We start from the raw sequence: 19840 nt of genomic DNA on the forward strand, positions 1-19840 counted from the left end.
TCACGCCTCGTCGGTTTCGCTGAGCTTCCAGTTGGGATCGGCGCTGCGAATGTCGCGGGTGAAGGTCCAGATGTCGTTGGTGCCGATCGCGTCGGTCATCGATCCGGCAACCACATTGCCGTCCTTGTCGCGGGTGATCGCGGCAATGTCCGCTTCGAATTGAAGCGCAACCTGCGCGATCCGGCCATCGACCGACGCCTCGACGATCCGGGCTTTTTCGATACGGACCAGCCGGTTGTCGAGGACATGCCCCTCCGCCTCGCGGGCGGCGATTGCCTCCTCGAACGAAGCGCGCACATCGTCGTCGCACAACCAGGCGATTTCATCCCGATCGCCGCGCCAGAAAGCTTCCAGCACCATGCGATAGGCGCTCTTTGCGCCATCGACAAATTGCGGCACGTCGAAGCTGCGGTCGGCGGCGATCAGCGCACGGACGCCCATTTCGGCCCCCGGCGCGATCAATCCATCGGCCAGACGCACCGAATCGCCCGACATCTCAGTGGCGGGGCGCGGTTGCAGCACCGTCACCTTGGCGCGGTCCTCCGCCGGGCGCAGCGCAGGCTCCTGCTCATGCCCGGTACGCTTGCCGAGCACGGAATAGAGCCGCAGCGCCAGAAAACCGGCGATCATGGCGAGGATGACAATCACATACACGGAAGGCTATACCCTTTGTGTGGGAACAATGTTCCGAACAACATAGGCATGTTTGCGCACAACTTCAAATAGGGGGTTGCACGGCGCGGCATTGCCCTGCCCTTCCGCCCCTGCTAAGCGCGCGGGTCATCGCACAGGGGGGCTTGCCGCCCACCGGACAACAGGGAAAGCCAGGACAGACAATGGCCGACGAAGTCGACACCAATTTCACCATGAACAGCCAGATGAATGGCGCCGATACCGCACCGCAGATCGCGCTGATCAGCCAATATGTGAAGGATCTCTCTTTCGAGAATCCGAACGCGCCCGCTTGCTACCAATGGCAGGACCAGCCGCAGATCGACGTCCAGTTCAACATCGGCGCCGACAAGGTGGGTGACGAGGTGCTGGAAGTGTCGCTGAAGATCGAGGTCAAGGCCGTCGCACCGCAGGGCACCGCCTTTGCCGTCGAACTGCTCTATGCCGCGCTGTTCGGCATGCGCAATGTGCCCGAAGATCAGGTCCAGCCCTTCATGCTGGCCGAAGCGCCGCGCCTTATCTTCCCCTTCGCCCGTCGCGTGCTGGCCGACGCGATCCGCGACGGCGGCTTCCCGCCGCTGCTGCTCGACCCGATCGACTTTGGCGCACTGTACCTGCAACAGGCGCAGCAGATGGAAACGACCGCAGGCGAGCCTGCTGGCCACGCCTGAGCCTGTATGAACTCACCCTCCGTTCGGGCTGAGCCTGTCGACGCCTTGTCCGTCCTTGCGCAAGAAAGGACGGCCCTTCGACAGGCTCAGAGCCTGCCCTCCCGCGCGATCGGGGGCGAACGGGTGGAGGAGATATTGTCATGGGCCTGCTGAGAGCCACCTCCACCATCGGCGGACTGACGCTGATCAGCCGGATATTGGGGATGGTGCGCGACATGCTGGTCGCGCGCTTTCTGGGCGCCGGGCTTGCGTCGGACGCCTTTCTGATCGCCTGGCGCCTGCCCAACCTGTTTCGCGCCCTGTTTGCCGAAGGCGCCTTTGCCGCCGTGTTCGTGCCGATGTTCAACCGGACGATGGCGGAAGGGGACAGGGACGCGCCGGGCAGCGGCAAGGCGGCGGCGGTCGCCTTTGCCGGGCAGATATTGTCGATCCTGTTCCCGGTGCTGGTCCTGTTCACCGGCCTCATGATGGTGCTGGCCGCGCCGGTGGTCTGGGCAATGACCGGCGGTTTTCCCGATGGCGGCCCGGCCAAGTTCGACCTGGCCGTCACGCTGACCCGCATCACCTTCCCCTATCTGGCGCTGATCAGCCTGGTGTCGTTGCTGGGCGGCATATTGAATTCGCTCGACCGTTTCTGGGTGAATGCCGCCGCGCCCGTGCTGCTGAACCTGTGCATGATCGGCGCCGTGCTGTTCTTTCGCGGCGCTACCCCGATCGAAACCGCGCATACGCAGGCGATTGCAGTCACGGTGTCGGGGGTGCTGCAACTTTTATGGCTGACCTGGGCCTGTCGCCGGGCGGGCGTAGTGCTGCGGCTCCAGCGTCCGCGCCTCTCGCCCCAGGTGCGCCGGTTGCTGTCGTTGATCGGCCCGGCGGCGCTGGGCGCGGGGGCGATCCAGTTCAATCTGCTGATCTCGACCAGCCTTGCCGCCCGCTTCCTGCCACAGGGCGCGGTCAGCTATCTTTATTATGCCGACCGGCTGAACCAGCTGCCGCTCGGCCTCATCGGCATCGGCGTCGGCACCGCCATCCTGCCCGCGCTTTCGCGCCAGATCGGGTCTGGCAATGAGCAGGCGGCCAGCCATACCCAGAATCGGGCGATGGAACTGGCGCTGTTCCTGGCCCTGCCCGCCGCCGTCGCGCTGTGCCTGTCGGCGACGCCGCTCATTCGCGGGCTGCTGCAACATGGCGCGTTCACGGCCAACGACACGATCGGCGCGGCGGGCGCTCTTGCCGCCTTTGCCCTTGGCGTCCCCGCCTATGTCCTGATCAAGGTGCTGACGCCCGGCTTCTACGCACGGCAGGACACGAAAACGCCGGTGCGGGTCGCGGTGTTTTCCATGCTGTTCAATCTGGTCGGCAATCTGACCCTCATCTGGCCATTCGGTCATGTCGGCGTGGCGATTTCCACCGCGATCGCCGCCTGGGTCAATGTGCTGGTCCTCTACTGGCTGCTCCACCGCCGCGACCAGTTGCGCATGGATGCCCGTTTCCGGGGCAAGGCGCTGCGCATCATCCTGGCCAGCGCGATCATGGGCGCGGCGCTGCTGCTGCTCAATCCGCTGGTCGATCCCTATATGGCGGGCAGCGTGACGCAGCGCATCATCGCGCTTGGCCTGTTGTGCGGCATTGGCGGTCTGGTCTATGGGGCGGCGGCCCTGATCGTCCGGGCCTATAGTATCAGCGAATTGCGTGGCGCCCTGCGCCGTGCGCCCAAAGCGAGTTAATCGATCCATGCGCGTCCTTTCCGGCATCCAGCCCACCGGCAATCTGCACCTTGGCAATTATCTGGGCGCGATCCGCAACTGGGTGAAGATGCAGGACGAGATGGACTTAGAGAGCCAGTGCTTCTTCTTCCTGGCCGACATGCATTCGATCACCGTGCATGAGGGGCGCGAACAGCGCATCCGCAACGTGCGCGACATGGCCGCCGCGCTGGTCGCCGCCGGGATCGACCCCGACCGATCCGTCCTGTTCAACCAGGCCCGCGTGCCCGCCCATGCCGAACTGTGCTGGTTGCTGAACGGCACCGCACGGATCGGCTGGCTGAACCGCATGACCCAGTTCAAGGACAAGGCAGGCAAGGACCGCGAAGGCGCGTCGGTCGGCCTGTTCGTCTATCCGGTGCTGCAAGCCGCCGACATTCTGCTCTATCAGGCCAGCCATGTGCCGGTGGGCGAGGACCAGAAGCAGCATCTGGAACTGTGCCGCGACATCGCGACCAAGTTCAACACGGATTTCGGCAGGGACGTCTTTACCCTGCCCGCGCCGATCATCCCCAAGGAATCGGCGCGCATCATGTCGTTGCGCGACGGGACGGCGAAAATGTCGAAATCCGACCCCAGCGATCTCAGCCGCATCAACCTGACCGACGATGACGATGCCATCATGGCCAAGGTGAAGAAGGCCAAGAGCGATCAGGACATGCTGCCCGAAACTGCCGAAGGGCTGGCCGGGCGTCCCGAAGCGACCAATCTGGTCGGCATATTGGCGACGATGACTGGCCGCACGACCGATGCGGTCTGCGCCGAATTTGCCGGCAAGGGCTTTGGGGCGTTCAAGCCTGTGCTGGGCGAAGTGCTGGTCGAAACGCTGCGCCCGATTCGCGAACGCTTCCTGCAATTGCGGACCGACGACGCGATGCTGGACGCGATCCTGGACAAGGGCGCGGCAAAGGCGGCGGCGGCGGCGGAGCCGACGCTGCGTGCGGCCTATGATGCGATGGGCCTGATGCGCTGACGGGTCTGGCGGGTCGGCGACGTCCTTCAATCGACAGAACATGCTTTGCGCCCGTTCGGTTACTTCGTGCGTTCAAATGATGTTCAGTTGCGTTTTGCTATCGCAACGCGCACATAGTTGATTAGGCTTCATGCCTGGTACAGGACGCAGAAAAATGACCCGTTTCAAGAAGTTCGGCATGTTCGCGGCCCCCGCTCTGGCGCTGGCTGCGCTTTCTGGCTGCGCGACGCCGTTCAAGGCCGACGTCGCGCGCTTTCAACAGCTCCCCGCCCCGGCTGGCCAGAGTTTCACCATCGTCGCGGACAATCCGCAACTGGCTGGTGGCCTTGAATTTTCCCATTATGCCGCGATGGTCGGCCAGCGTCTGAGCCAGACCGGCTATGTCGCGGCTGGCGATCCGGCCAGCGCCGACCTTATCGTGCGCGTCGCCTATGATGTCGACAATGGCCGTGAAAAGGTGCGCTCGACCGGCTTTGGCGGCCCCTATGGCGGTTGGGGCGGTGGTCCCTGGGGTGGCTGGGGTGGCCGCTGGGGTCGCCCGTGGGGCTATGGCTTTTATGATCCCTGGCTGTTCGGCGGCCGCGGGTTCGACGATGTGTCGAGCTACACCGTCTATACCAGCGACCTGAGCCTCAAAATCGATCGCGCGGCCGACAATCGCCGCCTGTTCGAGGGGAAGGCCAGCGCGCAATCGCTGTCGAACAAGCTGACCTACCTCGTCCCCAACCTGATCGACGCCATGTTCACCAACTTCCCCGGCCAGAATGGCGAGGATGTGAAGATCACCCTGCCGCCCGAAAAAAAGAGCTGAGGCAGGCACAAGTTACGGGGCGGCTCCCAGCCTGACCCGATTGGCCCGGTCATCCCATGCGGATGGCCGGGCCTTCTTTTTTTGGCGGCATGCGCTTTGCCAGCCCGGCATGAAAAATTCCTCCCCTGCAAGTGGAGGGGGACCGCCGCGTAGCGGTGGTGGAGGGGTATCGCCCTGTCGAGAGCGCGACACCCCTCCGTCTGGCCTCCGGCCAGCCACCTCCCCTGCAAGGGGGGGATGATCTTTGTCCAGGTGCGGAAAGACGTTGGGGCGTTCATTTTGGCAGCGAACGCCGCCTCCAAGCCGCAAACGGGGCCGATCCGCATTTTTTCCTGTCATCCTGCCTGCAACAACCATTAGCCTGTCGGCGCGCGCCGATGCGCCGGGAGGAAACCAGCCTATGTCCCTGACCGTCCGCATCCTGATCGCGCTGCTGCTGGGGCTGGGCCTGGGCATCGCGCTGACCGAATGGGGTGGCGCGTGGGAGGGGGATGTCGTCGCGCTGGCGCAGCCGGTCGGTTCGGCCTGGCTCAATGGCCTTCAGATGCCGCTCATCCCGCTGATTTTCGCGCTGCTAGTGACGGGCATCGCGCAGGCGGCCACGACCGCGCGGAGCAGCGGCATGGCCGGGCGCGCGATCCTGCTGTTCGCCCTATTGCTGACCGCTTCTGCCGCCGTCGCCGCGCTGGTCGGGCCGCTGATGCTGCATCTGTGGCCAGTGCCGCCCGGCGCGGTGGGCGCATTGAGCGGGGCGGAAGAAATAGCGCAGGTGCCGGACGTGCGCCCGTCCGCGCAATGGCTGCTGGGCTTCATCCCGACCAATCCGATCCGGTCGGCGGCTGAAGGCCAGGTGGTCGCGGTGGTGCTGTTCGCCCTGATCTTCGGCTTTGCCGTCACCCGTATCGCCGAGGCCCGTCGCGCCCAATTGACCGGCCTGTTCGAGGCGATGGCTGACGCGCTGCTGGTCGTTGTCGGCTGGGTGCTGTGGCTTGCCCCGATTGGCGTATTCGCGCTGGCGCTGGTGGCTGGCGCGCGATCGGGCCTCGCGACGGCTGGCGCGCTGCTCCATTATATCGGCTTCATCGTGCTGATCTGCGTCATCGTGACGCTGCTGGTCTATCCGTTGGCGGTGCTGCTGGGCCGGATCGGACCGGGCCGATTCGCGCGTGCTGCCCTGCCCGCTCAGGCCATCGCCTTTTCGACCCAAAGCTCGATCGCCTCGCTGCCCGCGATGATCCAGGCGAGCGACGGGCCGCTGGCGGTGCGAGAGACCAGCCGCTCGATCGTCCTGCCGCTTGCCATATCCCTGTTCCGCATCACCAGCCCGCCCGCCAATCTGGGCGTCGCCCTTTATGTGGCGGCGATGAACGGCGTGGCGCTGGGACCGACGCAACTGGTGATGGGGATATTGGTCGCCGCGATCGTTAGCCTGGCGGCGGTCGGCCTGCCCAGCCAGATCACCTTCTTCACCACCACCGGTCCCATTTGCCTCGCCATGGGCGTGCCGGTGGAGGCACTGCCGCTGCTGCTGGCGGTCGAAACGGTGCCTGACATTTTCCGCACCGTCGGCAATGTAACGGCGGATATGGCGGTAGCGCGGATTGTGGACCAGCAGGGTGAAACATGATCGACTGGATTGTCAGCACGATCTTTGAAACAATATGGGATGGCTTCGCACATCTGGCCCGCCGGATCGGCGGGAAAGGATGCTTCTGGGTAGTTATCCTCGCGCCCTTCGCGCTGGTTCTCGCGATCTATCTGCTGATCGCCATCACGGCACCCGCCGCGCCGTGAGGATCTTCACCGGGGTTTCCAGCATCTGCCCCTTCATCACCCCTTCCCCGGCGGTCGCGGATTTGGGCGCGGTCAGTATGGCTTTTACCACGTCCAGCCCCTCGACCACATGGGCGAACACGGCAAAGCCCTGATTGTCGCCAGCCGCCTCCGGGTGCGCGTCCATGCCGGGCATCTTGCCCAGCACGATGAAAAAGTCGGCGGTCGCGCTGCCTGGCGCATAGCGCGCCATCGACAGCGCGCCATCATCATGGGTCAGGCCCGTCAGCGTCGTCGGCTCATGCTTGATCGGCGGCAATAGTCGCTTGGGATCATTTTGCGCCCCACCCTGGACGAACCCATAATCCGCCGCGCCGACGCCGCGATAGAAATTCGTGCCATCGAGACGCTTGCCATCGACATAGGCCAGGAAGTTGGCGGCGGTAATCGGCGCCTTGTCGGCATGGACAGCCACCACGATACGCCCCGCCGTCGTATCGAGCGCGACGCGCACATCATCCTGCGCAATGGCAGGCAAAGGCAGGAGGGCGACGAGGAAGAGAAGCAGGGCGCGAATCATGCCCTCAGTCTAGGGTCTCGATACTCGATCCGAAAGTGTGTTCCCGCCTGCGCGGGAACACAACCACCTACGCCCTGTGCGCGCCGATCACCCCTCCAGCTGGCGCAGCAGCGCGCGCACGTCGGCGTCGATGTCGGGATTGCTTTCGCGCAGCCCCTCGATCGTGCGGACAGCGTGGATGACGGTGCTGTGGTCGCGCCCGCCAAAGATACGGCCGATTTCCGGCAGCGAACGCGGCGTCATCTTCTTGGCCAGATACATCGCGACCTGACGCGGGCGGGCGACGGCGCGGGCGCGCCGCTTGGACCGCATTTCCGACGCGTCGATCTTGTAGTGGGCTGCGCACAGCTTCTGGATTTCATCCACCGTGATGCGCCGGGCATTGGCGCGCACGGCGTCGGCCAGCATCCCCTGCGCAAAGTCCAGGTCGATCGCGCGCCCCGTCAACTGGCCATAGGCGACCAGCTTGTTGAAGGCGCCCTCCAGTTCGCGGACGTTCGACCGGATCGATCGGGCCAGGAAATCGATCACCGCGTCGGGGACCGGCGGATCGCCCGCCACGGCACGCTTGGCCTCCAATATGGCGAGGCGCAGGTCGAGATCGGCCGGCAATATGTCGGCGACCAGCCCACCCGCAAGGCGCGACAGGATGCGCGCGTCGATCGATTCGAGCCGCTGGGGCGGACGATCCGCCGTCACGACGATGCGCGCGCCCGAATCGATGAGGTCGTTGATCGTGTGGAGAAATTCCTCCTGCGTCGATCCCTTGCCCGCGATGAACTGAATATCGTCGATCAGCAACAGGCGGGCTGCGCGCAGCTTCGCCTTGAACGCCATGGTTTCATTGGCGCGCATCGCGTTGACGAATTCCACCATGAAGCGTTCGGCCGACATGTAGAGGACCGGCGCGGCGGGCGAATGATCGGAAAAGGCGCGGGCGATGGCGTGGAGCAGATGGGTTTTGCCCTGCCCGGTCCCGCCATGGATGAAAAGCGGGCTGAAACGCGGTTCCGCCTCCCCCGCCATGGCAAGGGCCGCCGAGCAGGCGAGCCGGTTGCTGTCGCCGGTGACGAAGTCGGCAAAGGCGTGACGCGGCTGAAAATTGGAGGCGACCGGCTGCGGCGCGGGCGCAACCGTCGGCTCGACCCGGACAACTTCCAGCAGGCGCGGACCTGTCGCATCAGCGGCACGGTGCAGGCGGACTTCGCGCACGCCGACATTGGCCGCGCGCCACGCCATGCGCAGCCGATCGCCAAATTGGCCGGACACGAAATTGGCACTGAAATCGGTGGCCACGAGCAGGTCGAGTGTCTGCGATTCGGGGCAATAGTCGCCCAGCCGCACCGGCTTCAACCACTGGTCGAACATGCGCGCGCCAATATCGCGGCGCAGCCCGGCACGGATAGCGGCCCAGGCGGCCTCCAGGCCGGAATCAGCCTGGCGTCCCTCTCCATCCTCCCAATCCGTCACTAACGCATGATCCTTCATAGACTTCGCCGACCCTACCCGCTGCCCCCCGGTTATGGGCAGGAAAAAACACGCACGACACCCGATCGGAAAAGCCCCCGCTTTGCCGAGTATGATGCGTCAACCAGTCACAAGACGACCGCCAAAAGGTGATTCGATGGCGGCCGGATTTCAAAAATAGACAGGGGTGCAGGGTGGGATCAAGGGCGCGGCCATTCAAAAAAATGAAATAAAGCCGTTGACTCAGCAAACCTGCGGAAAATGAAGGACAATGAAATTATCGTTCTTTTTCAATAATTTATATCGCTACCACTATGCTGCAATGCGTCGAATCGCCGGAAATGCGCGTGTCTGCATTATGACTGGTCCGTGACGGACGTGGCGAAACGACAAAAAGCCCGCCCCGATGATGGGGGCGGGCCTTTTTTGTACCGTTACTGACCCGGACGGGTTCAGCCGAGCGCGCTGACAGCCTTGGTCAGGCGGCCAAACTTGCGCGCGGCGGTGTTCTTGTGCAGCACGCCACGGGCAACACCACGCGCCAGTTCAGGCTGCACGGTCTGAAGCGCGGTCGCGGCCGCTTCCTTGTCACCGGTGGCAAGCGCGGCTTCCACCTTCTTCACCAGGGTGCGGATCCGGCTGATGCGGGCGCCATTGATGGCAGCGCGACGTTCGTTGCGGCGGATGCGCTTCTTGGCTTGCGGCGTATTGGCCATTTAGAGTCCTCGGTTCTCGTCAATATATGAAAAGAGACCAGTCGGACTCGCCAACCCGCCTCATGAAGGTGCGCGCCTTACAGCGGTTCATTCCAGCCGTCAACCAGTGGGCGGCATCCTACTTCTGGCATTTCGGGCAGAAAAAGGTCGATCGCCCGCCATCCACCCGGCGCTGCACCGTGCCGCCACATGGGCATGCCTCCCCTTCGCGGCCATAGACGCGCCATTGCTTGGAAAAATAGCCCAATTCCCCGTCGGGCCGGGCATAATCGCGCAGCGTCGATCCGCCAGCGACGATGGCGGCCCCAAGCACCGCCCGAATCGCATCGACCAGCAGCGCCAGGCGCGCCCGACTGATCCTGCCCGCCGCGCGGGTCGGCGCGATGCCCGCCATGTTGAGCGCTTCGCACACATAGATATTGCCAAGCCCGGCCACGATTCGCTGGTCGAGCAGCGCGGCCTTGATCGACGTCGCCTTGCCATCGAGCGCACGCGCCAGCGCCGCTGCGTCGAAATCCGGCCCCAGCGGCTCCGGCCCCATCCGGGTGAAGGGGCGATAGGTTTCCCACGCATCGCTGCGCACCAGATCGACCGAACCGAAGCGGCGCGGATCGTTGAGCGCCAGCAACCGCCCCGCCCCGGTTTCCAGAATCAGATGGTCATGGGTGCCGATTTCGGCAGGGTCCACCCGCCAGCGCCCGGACATGCCAAGGTGAAATATCATCATGTCGCCCCGGTCGGTAGCGATCAGCCCGTATTTGGCGCGGCGGGTGAGCGCCGTCACCGTCGCGCCGGTCAGCCGCTGGCGCAGGTCGACGGGAATGGGAAAGCGCAGGTCCGCCCGGCGCGGCTCGACACGGGCAAGAACCGCACCCTCCAGCACGGATCGCAGGCCTGCTACGGTGGTTTCGACTTCGGGAAGCTCTGGCATGAAGGACATCTAGGCAAAGCCGTTCCCAATTCCCAGCTTCTTGGCTGGAACGACGCGCAATCTCTGTCTAGAGGATCATCCCATGAGCGAAACAGCATCCTTTGGCTATCGGGACGTCGATGCCGCCGAAAAACAGGGCATGGTCCGTGCGGTCTTTTCCAATGTCGCGGGCAAATATGACCTGATGAACGACGCCATGTCGATGGGCGCGCACCGGCTGTGGAAGGACCAGTTCGTCAGCCGGGTGAAGCCCCGGCCGCATGAGGCGATACTGGACATGGCCGGCGGCACTGGCGACATCGCCTTTCGCATGCATAAACATGGCGCCAACGTCACCGTGTCAGACATCAACCCCGAAATGCTGGGCGTGGGCATGGAGCGGGCGCAGAAAAAGGGGTTGGATGGCCTGATCTGGTCGGAACAGAATGCGGAGGAACTGACCTTCGCCGACCGCAGTTTCGACGCCTATACGATCGCCTTTGGCATCCGCAACGTCACCCATATCGACAAGGCGCTGGCCGAAGCCCATCGGGTACTCAAATTTGGCGGGCGGTTTTTCTGCCTGGAATTTTCCACGACGACCTGGCCGGGCTTTTCGGATGTCTATGACGTCTATTCGCACAAGCTGGTTCCGCAACTGGGCAAGCTGTTCGCCAATGACGCCGACAGCTATTGCTATCTGATCGAATCGATCCGCCGCTTCCCCCCCATGCCCAAGTTCGAGGGCATGATTCGCGATGCCGGGTTCGTGAACACGAAGGTCGAGCCGATCCTGGGCGGGCTGGTGGCGATCCATTCGGGCTGGAAGATTTGATGGCCGCGCCGACAAAGCCCCTCCCCTTCAGGGGAGGGGTTGGGGTGGGGGCCATCCCCGCACGCTGCGCCATCCGGCACGCCCCCACCCCCGGCCCCTCCCCTAAAGAGGAGGGGAGGAAATAATATGACCGCCCACATCACCCATATCTGGCGGCTCCTGAAATGGGGCCGCACTTTGGCGCGTCATGGCGCGTTGCGCGGGATCGAGCGCGATCCGCTGACGCCCGCGCCCGTGCGGCGGCTGGTGCGGCTGGCACGTTTCGGCGCGCGCGTGCCCAAACAGCCGCGCTATGCCGATGCGTTCCAGTCGATCGGCCCTGCCGCGATCAAGCTGGGCCCGACGCTGGCGACCCGCCCCGATCTGGTGGGAGAGGCCGCCGCGCTGGATCTGCTACGCCTGCAGGACGCGCTGCCGCCGGTTCCCTTCGCCACGATCCGGGCCGAGATAGAGGCGAGTTTCGGCAAGCCGCTGGAGCAGATCTACGCCCGCTTCGATGAACAGCCGGTCGGCGCGGCCTCCATCGCGCAGGTCCATCGCGCGCTGACCACCGACGGGCGCGACGTCGCGGTCAAGGTGATCCGGCCCGGCGTCATCGACCAGTTCAACCGCGACATACAGACCTATGAATGGGCGGCGGCTCATGTCGAGCAGCTGGGCGGCGAGATCGCCCGGCTACGCCCGCGCCTGGTCATCGCCAATATGAAGCGCTGGACCGCGCGCGAACTGGACTTGCGGCGGGAAGCGGCCTCCGCGTCGGAACTGGCCGAAGCGATGGTTGCCGAACCGGGCTATCGCGTGCCCGCGATCGATTGGGATCGCACGACCGGCAAGGTCATGACGATGGCCTGGATCGATGGCATCAAGATTGCCGATCGCGAAGCGTTGATCGCGGCGGGGCATGACCTGCCCGCGCTGGCCGCGCGGCTGGTCAACGCCTTCCTGCGGCAGGCGATCGCGGAAGGATTCTTCCACGCCGACATGCATCAGGGCAATTTGTTCGTCTGTCCCGATGGCGACATCGTCGCGATCGATTTCGGCATCATGGGGCGGATCGACCGGCGCGCGCGCATGTGGCTGGCGGAAATTCTCTACGGGCTGATCACCGGCAATTACAAGCGCGTCGCCGAAATCCATTTCGAGGCGCAATATGTGCCCGCCCATCATAATATCGCCGAGTTCGCAACCGCCCTGCGCGCGGTGGGCGAACCGATGCGCGGCAAGCCGGTACGCGAATTGTCGGTCGGCGGGATGCTGGACGGCCTGTTCGCCATCACCCGCGATTTCGACATGCAGACCCAGCCGCACCTGCTGCTGCTGCAAAAGACGATGGTGATGGTCGAAGGGGTGGCGACATCGCTAGATCCCGACATCAACCTGTGGGAAACCAGCGGCCCCTATGTGAAGAACTGGCTGCGCGACGAACTGGGGCCGGAGGCGAAGGTCGCCGACACGCTGATCGAAAATTGGCGCACCCTGCAACGCCTGCCCGGCCTCATCCGCAGGATCGAGGACGCCTTCCCGGAGAAGGGCGGCGCACCGCCTCCACCGCCATTGACCGAAGTGAAGCTGATCCGCGTGGACGGCGGCTGGCGCTACGCCCTGGTGGCGGTGCTGGCTGCGGCCGCTGGCGTCGGGGCGACATTGCTATTATCTTCATCGCTATGACCCGCGAGGAAGCCATTGCCCGGATCAAGCCGCATGAGGCCGAACTGCGCGCTGCGGGGATTACTTCGCTCGCCTTGTTCGGCTCCGTGGCGCGGGGCGATGCGCGCGCGGATTCCGACATTGATCTGATGTGCGAGATCGACAGCAACAGCCGGATGGGCCTGCTCGAATTTATCGACGTGCAGTTGCGGCTCGCAGACTTCACGCAATGTCCGGTCGATCTCGTCGAGCGTGTCGCGATGAGACCCCGAATCCGCGCAGCGGCGGAATCGGACATGGTGGCTATCTTCTGAGCGTGGCTCTCAATCGCGACATTGATCGACTGGAGTTGATCGTCGAACTCATCGACCATATCCGCCGTCGGTTGACGAGGGTGACAGAAGAGGCATTCCTGCGCGATCAGGATGAGATCGACCTGACTTCCTTTCGTCTGCTCCATATTGGCGAGGCAGCCCATAAGCTGTCTGCGGACATCAAGGCGCGGCACCCAGCCCTGCCATGGGCCGCTATTTACCAGATGCGCAATGTTATCAGCCACGACTATCCAGCGATCATACCCTGGCGCATATGGGACACGGCAACGACCAAACTGGACGCACTCCAGGCGCTGTGCCGTACCGAACTGGATAGTCTCATCGAATGACCCCTCGCATCCTCCTCATCATCTCCGGCGGCATCGCGGCCTATAAGTCGCTCGAACTCGTCCGCCTGCTGCGCAAGCGCGGGGTGAGCGTGCGGGCGGTGCTGACGGAGTCGGCGCAGCAATTCGTGACGCCCCTGTCGCTGGGGGTGCTGACCGAAAATCCGGTCTTTACCGACCTGTTCAACCTGAAGGACGAACAGGAAATCGGCCATATTCAATTGAGCCGACAGGCCGATCTGGTCGTGGTCGCGCCAGCAACCGCCAATATATTGGCCAAGATGGCGAACGGCATTGCCGATGACCTCGCCACCACCCTGTTGCTGGCGACCGACAAGCCGGTGCTGGCGGTGCCTGCCATGAATGTGCGGATGTGGCATCACCGCGCGACCCAGCGCAATCTGGAGCGGCTCCGGGCCGATGGCGTCCATATCATGACGCCAGACGATGGCGAGATGGCGTGCGGCGAATATGGCACCGGGCGACTGCCCGACCCTGAGCGGATCGTCGCGGAGGTGGAGCGGCTGCTGGCCTTGCCCAAGCGGGATGATCTCCTGTCCGGGCAGCCGGATTTTGCGGCGGGCGCGCAGCGCTTCTCGACTGCGCTCGAAACGAATGGCGTTCATTTGGCCGGTCGCCATATCCTGATCACCGCCGGCCCCACGCACGAACCGATCGCCCCGGTGCGCTACATCGCCAATCGATCGTCGGGAAAGCAGGGCTTTGCCATCGCCGCCGCCGCTGCGCGGGCCGGTGCGCGCGTGACGCTGATCGCTGGCCCGGTCCATTTGCCCACGCCCGAAGGCGTCACCCGCATCGACGTGCAGACCGCGCGCGAGATGCTGAGCGCCGTCGAACAGGCGCTGCCCGCTGACGCCGCGATCATGGTCGCCGCCGTCGCCGACTGGCGCACAGCGGACGCGGCCGACCAGAAGCTGAAAAAGGATGGCTCCGGCCAGCCCGCTCCGCTGGCGCTGGTCGAAAACCCGGACATTCTTGCGACGCTTGGCCGTCACGCACAGCGCCCCGCGCTGCTCATCGGCTTTGCCGCCGAAACCCAGAATATCGCGGGCCATGCGCAGGCCAAGCTGGCGCGCAAGGGCGCGGACTGGATCGTCGCCAACGACGTGTCGGGCGATGTGATGGGCGGTGACGCCAACACGGTGCAGATCGTCACCACGTCCGGCATCGAAACCTGGCCTGCCCTGCCCAAGGGCGAGGTCGCAGACAAATTAATCGCAAAGGTCACCGATGTCTTCACCCCTCGCTCCGATTGAAATTCAGCTCAAGCGCCTGCCTCATGGCGCGGGCCTGCCGGTTCCTGCCTATGCCACTGCCCATGCGGCGGGCATGGACGTGGTGTCGGCGGAGGAACTGCTGCTGCCGCCGGGCGGACGCCATGCCGTGGCCACGGGCTTTGCGATGGCAATTCCCGAAGGCTATGAGGTGCAGGTCCGCCCCCGCTCCGGCCTGGCGCTCAAGCATGGCATCAGCCTGCCCAACACGCCCGGCACCATCGACGCCGACTATCGCGGCGAATTGAAGATCATCCTCATCAATCTGGGCGATACCCCCTTCCCCATCCAGCGCGGCGACCGCATTGCCCAGCTGGTCGTCGCCCCGGTGCAGCTTGCCAGCTTCACCGAGGTCGATATGCTGGACGATACCGCGCGGGGACAGGGCGGCTTTGGTTCGACAGGAGTGTGATACGCGATGACGATGCTGCTTTCGCTGATGCTGGCGACCACCCCGGTGGCCGATGCCCTGCCGCCAATGCCGCAGGATCTGACGAGCGTGCCCGTTATCGAGGGCTGGCTGGGGCGCAAGATTTCGCCGCGCTGGTCGGAAGATGTCGCCAAACTGTATCGGCGCGGCAAATGTCGTGGTGCGGTGCCCTATGAAGGGTCGAACCTGCTGGAGATCGACGTCCTTTTCCTGCTGTCGGAAGAGGGGAAGCCGCTGAAGATCGCGCCGGTCAACGCCAATTGCCCGGACGTCGAGAATTTCGTGAGCCGCCGCATCCTCAACACTTTGGGCAATTCCTTCCGCACCAAGGGGCAGGTCGTGACAAAGCCTGTGACGGTGGACGGTCGCACCATCGGCACGGCCCGCGAAACCGCCGATGACAATCGCCCGGCAGGCCCGGTCTGGATGCGGTCGCAAGTGCGCTTCCTCTGGTCCGACGCGCCATGACGCTCAGCGACGACCAGCTCGACCGCTATGCCCGCCATATCGTGCTCAAGGAGATTGGCGGCGCGGGACAGGCGCGGCTGCTGTCGGCGGACGTCGCGGTGATCGGCGCGGGCGGCATTGGCAGCCCGGCGATCCTCTATCTCGCCGCCGCCGGTGTCGGCACCATCCGCGTGATCGACGATGACATGGTGGCGCTGTCCAACCTGCAACGGCAGGTGATGTTCGGTACGCAGGATGTCGGCGCGCCCAAGGCGGAAGTCGCGATGGCGGCGGTTGCGCGACTGAACCCGGACGTCAAGCTGATCCCGATCAACGGGCGGATCGATGCGGACAATGCGGCGCTGATGCTGCGCGATGCGGACGTCGTGCTGGATGGCAGCGACAGTTTCACGACCCGACTGGCGGTCGCCGACGCCGCGCAACGGTTGCGCATACCGCTCGTCTCCGCCGCGGTCGGCCCGTTCGAGGGGCAGATCGCCACCTATCGCGGCTGGGAAGCGGACAAACCCTGCTATCGCTGCCTGGTCGGCGAAGCGCAGGACGCGCCGGAGCGCAATTGCGCCGAAACCGGCGTCATCGGCGCGCTGACCGGGGCGATGGGCAGCCTTGCCGCGCTGGAGGTGATCCGCGCCCTCGTGCCGTTCGGCACCGACATGGCCGGGCGGCTGTTGATCGCTGACCTGCTCTCCATGCGTTTCCGCACGCTGGACGTTCCCAAAGATCCCGCCTGCCCGGCCTGCGCCGTGCAACTATGCGTCCCTTAAGGATTATCGTCACCACCGCTGACGCTGAACGGCTGCGCGGCGCGCTGATGCTGGCCAGTGCGCAGGCGGCGCTGGGCGGAGCGGCGGCGCTGTTCCTGCAACTCGACGCCGTCGCCCTGCTCCGCACCCCGATCATCGCGCCACAGAATGCCGCACATCAGGCGGCGGGCCTGCCCGACCTCGCCACCGTCCTGGCAGAGGCGCAGGCGCTGGGCGTCACGATCAGCGTCTGCCAGAGCGGACTGGCGCTGTGCGGCATGGCGGCGAACGCGCTACCGCCCGGCGTCGATGTCGGCGGGCCGCTGAGTTTCATGCAGGCAACCGGCGATGATGCGCGGCTGCTGCTCAGCTAACGATCAGAAATCACGGCCCCACGCCTTGGCGACATTAGGGTCCGCCGCGCAGGACGCCCGCAGCGCGCGCCACTGCGCCGCATCGAGCGCGGGGCGATACCGCACCCCCGGCTCGACCGCAGCGGCAAAACGCTTGCGCCGCTCGGTTGACAGCGGGTGCGAGGACAGCCAGGTCATCGCCTGCCCTTCGCGTACTGCATCCCCGTCCCCGCCAATCCGCTTGAAGAAATCGGCGGTACGCGCCGGGGAAATAGCCGCCTGTTGCATCTGGTCAATTGCCACACCATCGGCCGCCGCCTCGGCATCGCGGCCATAGCTGAGCGCCAGCACGCTGTTGAGATAGCCCCCGCCGCTGCCGCCAAAGCCGCCCAGCACGACGCTCAGCCCCAATTGGCGCACCAGTCCCGCTACGGTGTCACGGTGCCGGACATGACCCAGCTCATGGCTAAGGATGCCAGCCACCTCATCGGGCGACCCGGCCTGCTGCACCAGTCCGTCGAACAGGATGATCCGCCCGCCCGGCAGGGTGACGGCGTTGACCAACGGAATGTTGGCGATCGCGACATCGCGCGCCTCCCCCTTGGGGTCGATCCGCGTGACCAGCGCCCGCAATGCCACATCACCCGCCTGCGTATGGCAGAAGCGCCCGCCAAAATCGCCCACCATCGCGTCGCCCATCCGGTTTTCCCAGCTGCGCGAAATATGCGGCGCGATCCACCCGGGGGCTGCCAGCGCCGCCCAGACAACCAGCGCTGCAACCACCGTGAAAGCCCCGGCCGCTGGCCAGAAACCGAAACGGTCGATCCAGCGGCCATAACGCTCCGCCTTGGGCAGATGGATGGCGATGGGTCCGGGCGCTTCTCCGCCAAAGCCCATGCGCCAGCCGGGCATGGCGCGATGGCCATAGACCGAACGCCCTTTCTCCGCACCGATGACTGTCAGGTCAGCCCAATCGACCGGCGAGCCGGTCCAGCCGCTCTCTGCCTCCTCCAGCTGGAATCCAGCCTCGTGCGGACGCAGCGCGACATTGCGCCGTACCCCGCTAACGCCGTCATAATGCCAGAGCTGGAAACCGCTCATCAATCACTCAGAAAGCGCCGACGTCGAACGCATCCAGCAGGCCTTCGCCATGACTGGCGGTCCGGGTCTGCGACTGGGTGAGGTCTTCGGTGTAGATTTCGCCGGTCACGCCCAGATGGGTGATAAAGAATTTCCAGTGGCGATATTGCAGGAAAATCGCCCCGATCCCCAGCGTGGCGATGACCAGCGCGATGTCGCCCAGAAAGAGCATCAGCCATTCACGCGTCTTGGCATAAAAATGGAAGTTCAGCCCCGCCATCGACACCCCGTCGACCGCCACGCGAAAGAATTTGGCGTAGAAGGCGACCGCGATCAGGCCGAGAAGCGTGTAGGTAAGCACAACGAAACCTATGGCCATGACCATGCCACCGAAACTGAGCGCATTGGGATTGCCACCGCTGTTGCGCATCAACCCCGGCCCCGCGACCACGAAGAATATGCCCATGACCGCAAACAGGATGAATGGGAAAAGATAGAAAAGCAGAAACCGCTTCATCGTCGGCCCATGCTCGGCGGCCGCCTCGAACATATGCGGGCCAAAGCTCATCTTGTTCCAGCGCTCGTTCCACAGCGACATCAATGACCAGGGAATCATCAGCCCCGCTGCCAACATGCCAACGCCGCTTTTCCAGATATAGGACAGGCCATAGCCGAAGCCTTGGTCATCGCTGCCGCCGCGAATGCCGTGCCACCAGGTGCGGCTCAACCGATAGCGCAGCGCCCGGAAGCGGGCGAGGCCGACCATATAGTAGATGATCAGAACAGCGGCGAAGGTCAGGATGCCAGCAAGACCGGCTCGCCCCTGAAGGATCAGTGCCTGCGCGCCGACCTGGATGAACATGAAGGGAATGCCCGCCAGCACCAGCACCATCAGGAAGCCGACGAACAATTCCTTGCCCTGTCTCTTATACACATCTAGATGTGTATAAGAGACAGCCCCTGAAGGATCAGTGCCTGCGCGCCGAACTGGATGAACATGAAGGGAATGCCCACCAGCACCAGCACCATCAGGAAGCCGACGAACAATTCCTTGCCCGTGCCGGTCCATTCCAGCTGGTCATCGATGAACCGCGTGTTAGCCCACAGATAGCGGCGCGTCCGGGTCGTCGCCCAGAAGCGATAAAAGCCCAGAGTGACAATCGTCAGCGCCAGATTGGTGAAAGCGATCGGCGCATAGTCGCGCCAGTTCCCCTCGAAGGCAAAGCCGTCACGGCCAACCTGTTCTTCATCCATGGACGCCCCCTATACTCTTGTCTGACAAGAAACAGGGGCGAGGCCTGAACGTCAAGGGGGTGCATGAGAGTTTGTCTCGAAATGTCCCATTGGCGCGGCAACCGAAATACGGCCTGTCGCGCATTTCGGGACAGACTCTCAAGGACGCGCGATTTTAAAAGTCGCGATAGCGTTCGTTGCCGACGAACCCCAATTTCGTCACGCCCGATCGCCTGATGTCGGCTAGCACTTCATCGACAGCGAGATAGCGGGCCGCCGCGTCCGGCTGGAACTGCAATTCAGGTTCGACCGGCATCCGCAGCGACGCGGCCAGATATTGGCGCAGCGTGAGCCGGTCGATCGCTGCGCCGTTCCAGCGGATCACGCCATCGGCATCGACGCCGACCTTGTTCTTGACCGGATCGGGCATCGGCGGCTGCGGCGTCACGGGGTTTGGGGCAGGTCGATGCCGATGCTGTGGGTTTGGATCGGGATGCTGATGATGAACATGATGAGTAGCACCAGCAACACATCGATCAACGGTGTCGTGTTCATTTCGCCCATCGGCATTTCGCCGGACGGGACAATGGATGATGACAGGCGTGAGACCATGGAAACCCTCCTGTAATGACACATCATGTTATTACATATCCTATGCACCTTTAACAGCTTGCCGGCAAGTCCCCTTCCCTTGACAGGCCGGACCGCCCATTTATGGGGAAGGCGCGGCATGTGTGGCCGCGCCATGCTTTGCCT

The 19840-nt window shown here is 64.3% G+C and carries 23 protein-coding genes and 1 pseudogene; 15 read left to right on the forward strand and 9 right to left on the reverse strand.

The window, feature by feature from the left end; translation table 11 throughout:
• Positions 1-654: a Tim44/TimA family putative adaptor protein gene (locus FE851_RS11660; protein ID WP_017181001.1), complete on the reverse strand. Its 654-nt coding sequence runs from the start codon at positions 652-654 to the stop codon at positions 1-3.
• A gap of 182 nt (positions 655-836) precedes the next feature.
• Between FE851_RS11660 and secB the strand changes: the two genes are divergently transcribed.
• From secB to FE851_RS26125, 6 genes are all read left to right on the forward strand, one after another.
• Positions 837-1343: a protein-export chaperone SecB gene (gene secB, locus FE851_RS11665; protein ID WP_145202594.1), complete on the forward strand. Its 507-nt coding sequence runs from the start codon at positions 837-839 to the stop codon at positions 1341-1343.
• A 140-nt stretch (positions 1344-1483) separates the two neighbouring features.
• Positions 1484-3070, forward strand: a complete 1587-nt coding sequence (gene murJ, locus FE851_RS11670) for a murein biosynthesis integral membrane protein MurJ (protein WP_107124719.1) — start codon at positions 1484-1486, stop codon at positions 3068-3070.
• Positions 3071-3077: 7 nt separating this feature from the next.
• On the forward strand, positions 3078-4082 hold the full coding sequence (gene trpS, locus FE851_RS11675) for a tryptophan--tRNA ligase (RefSeq protein ID WP_107124718.1): 1005 nt from the start codon (positions 3078-3080) through the stop codon (positions 4080-4082).
• A gap of 154 nt (positions 4083-4236) precedes the next feature.
• Positions 4237-4893, forward strand: coding sequence for a DUF4136 domain-containing protein (locus tag FE851_RS11680; protein ID WP_130751964.1), 657 nt, complete (start codon positions 4237-4239; stop codon positions 4891-4893).
• 400 nt (positions 4894-5293) lie between these two features.
• Positions 5294-6520 (forward strand): dicarboxylate/amino acid:cation symporter, encoded by a 1227-nt coding sequence (locus FE851_RS11690; protein ID WP_145202597.1) that lies wholly within the window; start codon positions 5294-5296, stop codon positions 6518-6520.
• A complete protein-coding gene (locus FE851_RS26125) occupies positions 6517-6687 on the forward strand; it encodes a hypothetical protein (RefSeq protein ID WP_165418701.1) in 171 nt (56 codons plus the stop codon). Before FE851_RS11690 ends, FE851_RS26125 begins: the two co-directional genes overlap by 4 nt.
• Here the strand turns inward: FE851_RS26125 and FE851_RS11695 are convergent.
• The 4 genes from FE851_RS11695 to mutM form a co-directional block, all read right to left on the reverse strand.
• Positions 6665-7246 (reverse strand): peptidylprolyl isomerase, encoded by a 582-nt coding sequence (locus FE851_RS11695; protein WP_145202600.1) that lies wholly within the window; start codon positions 7244-7246, stop codon positions 6665-6667. The genes FE851_RS26125 and FE851_RS11695 overlap by 23 nt on opposite strands.
• Positions 7247-7333: 87 nt before the next feature.
• Positions 7334-8734, reverse strand: a complete 1401-nt coding sequence (gene dnaA, locus FE851_RS11700) for a chromosomal replication initiator protein DnaA (protein WP_145202603.1) — start codon at positions 8732-8734, stop codon at positions 7334-7336.
• Between the two features lie 431 nt (positions 8735-9165).
• A complete protein-coding gene (gene rpsT / locus FE851_RS11705; RefSeq protein WP_017180993.1) occupies positions 9166-9429 on the reverse strand; it encodes a 30S ribosomal protein S20 in 264 nt (87 codons plus the stop codon).
• A 118-nt stretch (positions 9430-9547) separates the two neighbouring features.
• Complete coding sequence (mutM, locus tag FE851_RS11710; protein ID WP_145202606.1) at positions 9548-10360, reverse strand: bifunctional DNA-formamidopyrimidine glycosylase/DNA-(apurinic or apyrimidinic site) lyase; 813 nt, start codon at positions 10358-10360, stop codon at positions 9548-9550.
• 82 nt (positions 10361-10442) lie between these two features.
• Here mutM and FE851_RS11715 point away from each other — a divergent pair, with 82 nt between their 5' ends.
• The 9 genes from FE851_RS11715 to FE851_RS11760 all read left to right on the forward strand — a co-directional run bounded on the left by FE851_RS11715 (position 10443) and on the right by FE851_RS11760 (position 16792).
• A complete protein-coding gene (locus FE851_RS11715; RefSeq protein WP_145202610.1) occupies positions 10443-11174 on the forward strand; it encodes a class I SAM-dependent methyltransferase in 732 nt (243 codons plus the stop codon).
• A gap of 126 nt (positions 11175-11300) precedes the next feature.
• Positions 11301-12842: a 2-polyprenylphenol 6-hydroxylase gene (gene ubiB / locus FE851_RS11725; protein WP_145202620.1), complete on the forward strand. Its 1542-nt coding sequence runs from the start codon at positions 11301-11303 to the stop codon at positions 12840-12842.
• Entirely contained in the window at positions 12839-13135 is a 297-nt protein-coding gene (locus FE851_RS11730) for a nucleotidyltransferase family protein (RefSeq protein ID WP_019054526.1), read from the forward strand. The genes ubiB and FE851_RS11730 overlap by 4 nt, the downstream gene beginning before the upstream one ends.
• A gap of 2 nt (positions 13136-13137) precedes the next feature.
• Positions 13138-13485: a DUF86 domain-containing protein gene (locus FE851_RS11735; protein ID WP_019054527.1), complete on the forward strand. Its 348-nt coding sequence runs from the start codon at positions 13138-13140 to the stop codon at positions 13483-13485.
• Positions 13482-14759 carry a bifunctional phosphopantothenoylcysteine decarboxylase/phosphopantothenate synthase gene (locus FE851_RS11740; RefSeq protein WP_145202630.1) on the forward strand — a complete coding sequence of 426 codons (1278 nt, stop codon included), beginning with the start codon at positions 13482-13484 and terminating at the stop codon, positions 14757-14759. The genes FE851_RS11735 and FE851_RS11740 overlap by 4 nt, the downstream gene beginning before the upstream one ends.
• On the forward strand, positions 14734-15189 hold the full coding sequence (gene dut, locus FE851_RS11745; RefSeq protein WP_019054529.1) for a dUTP diphosphatase: 456 nt from the start codon (positions 14734-14736) through the stop codon (positions 15187-15189). Before FE851_RS11740 ends, dut begins: the two co-directional genes overlap by 26 nt.
• 6 nt (positions 15190-15195) lie before the next feature.
• Positions 15196-15675 carry a hypothetical protein gene (locus tag FE851_RS11750; protein ID WP_019054530.1) on the forward strand — a complete coding sequence of 160 codons (480 nt, stop codon included), beginning with the start codon at positions 15196-15198 and terminating at the stop codon, positions 15673-15675.
• Complete coding sequence (locus tag FE851_RS11755) at positions 15672-16439, forward strand: HesA/MoeB/ThiF family protein (protein WP_145202633.1); 768 nt, start codon at positions 15672-15674, stop codon at positions 16437-16439. Before FE851_RS11750 ends, FE851_RS11755 begins: the two co-directional genes overlap by 4 nt.
• The gene (locus FE851_RS11760; RefSeq protein WP_145202636.1) at positions 16427-16792 is read left to right on the forward strand and encodes a DsrE family protein; all 366 of its coding nucleotides are present in this window, start codon (positions 16427-16429) and stop codon (positions 16790-16792) included. The genes FE851_RS11755 and FE851_RS11760 overlap by 13 nt, the downstream gene beginning before the upstream one ends.
• A gap of 3 nt (positions 16793-16795) precedes the next feature.
• Here FE851_RS11760 and FE851_RS11765 read toward each other — a convergent pair whose 3' ends face one another.
• The 4 genes and pseudogenes from FE851_RS11765 to FE851_RS11780 form a co-directional block, all read right to left on the reverse strand.
• Entirely contained in the window at positions 16796-17872 is a 1077-nt protein-coding gene (locus FE851_RS11765) for a M48 family metallopeptidase (RefSeq protein ID WP_130751953.1), read from the reverse strand.
• 7 nt (positions 17873-17879) lie between these two features.
• Complete coding sequence (locus FE851_RS11770; RefSeq protein WP_261370907.1) at positions 17880-18785, reverse strand: YjgN family protein; 906 nt, start codon at positions 18783-18785, stop codon at positions 17880-17882.
• A 2-nt stretch (positions 18786-18787) separates the two neighbouring features.
• Complete coding sequence (locus FE851_RS11775; protein WP_409994485.1) at positions 18788-19105, reverse strand: DUF898 family protein; 318 nt, start codon at positions 19103-19105, stop codon at positions 18788-18790.
• Between the two features lie 154 nt (positions 19106-19259).
• Positions 19260-19696: pseudogene (locus FE851_RS11780) on the reverse strand (ExbD/TolR family protein).
• Positions 19697-19840 lie beyond the last annotated feature (144 nt).

It is taken from the genome of Sphingobium sp. B2, assembly GCF_007693735.1.
GTDB lineage: Bacteria > Pseudomonadota > Alphaproteobacteria > Sphingomonadales > Sphingomonadaceae > Sphingobium > Sphingobium xenophagum.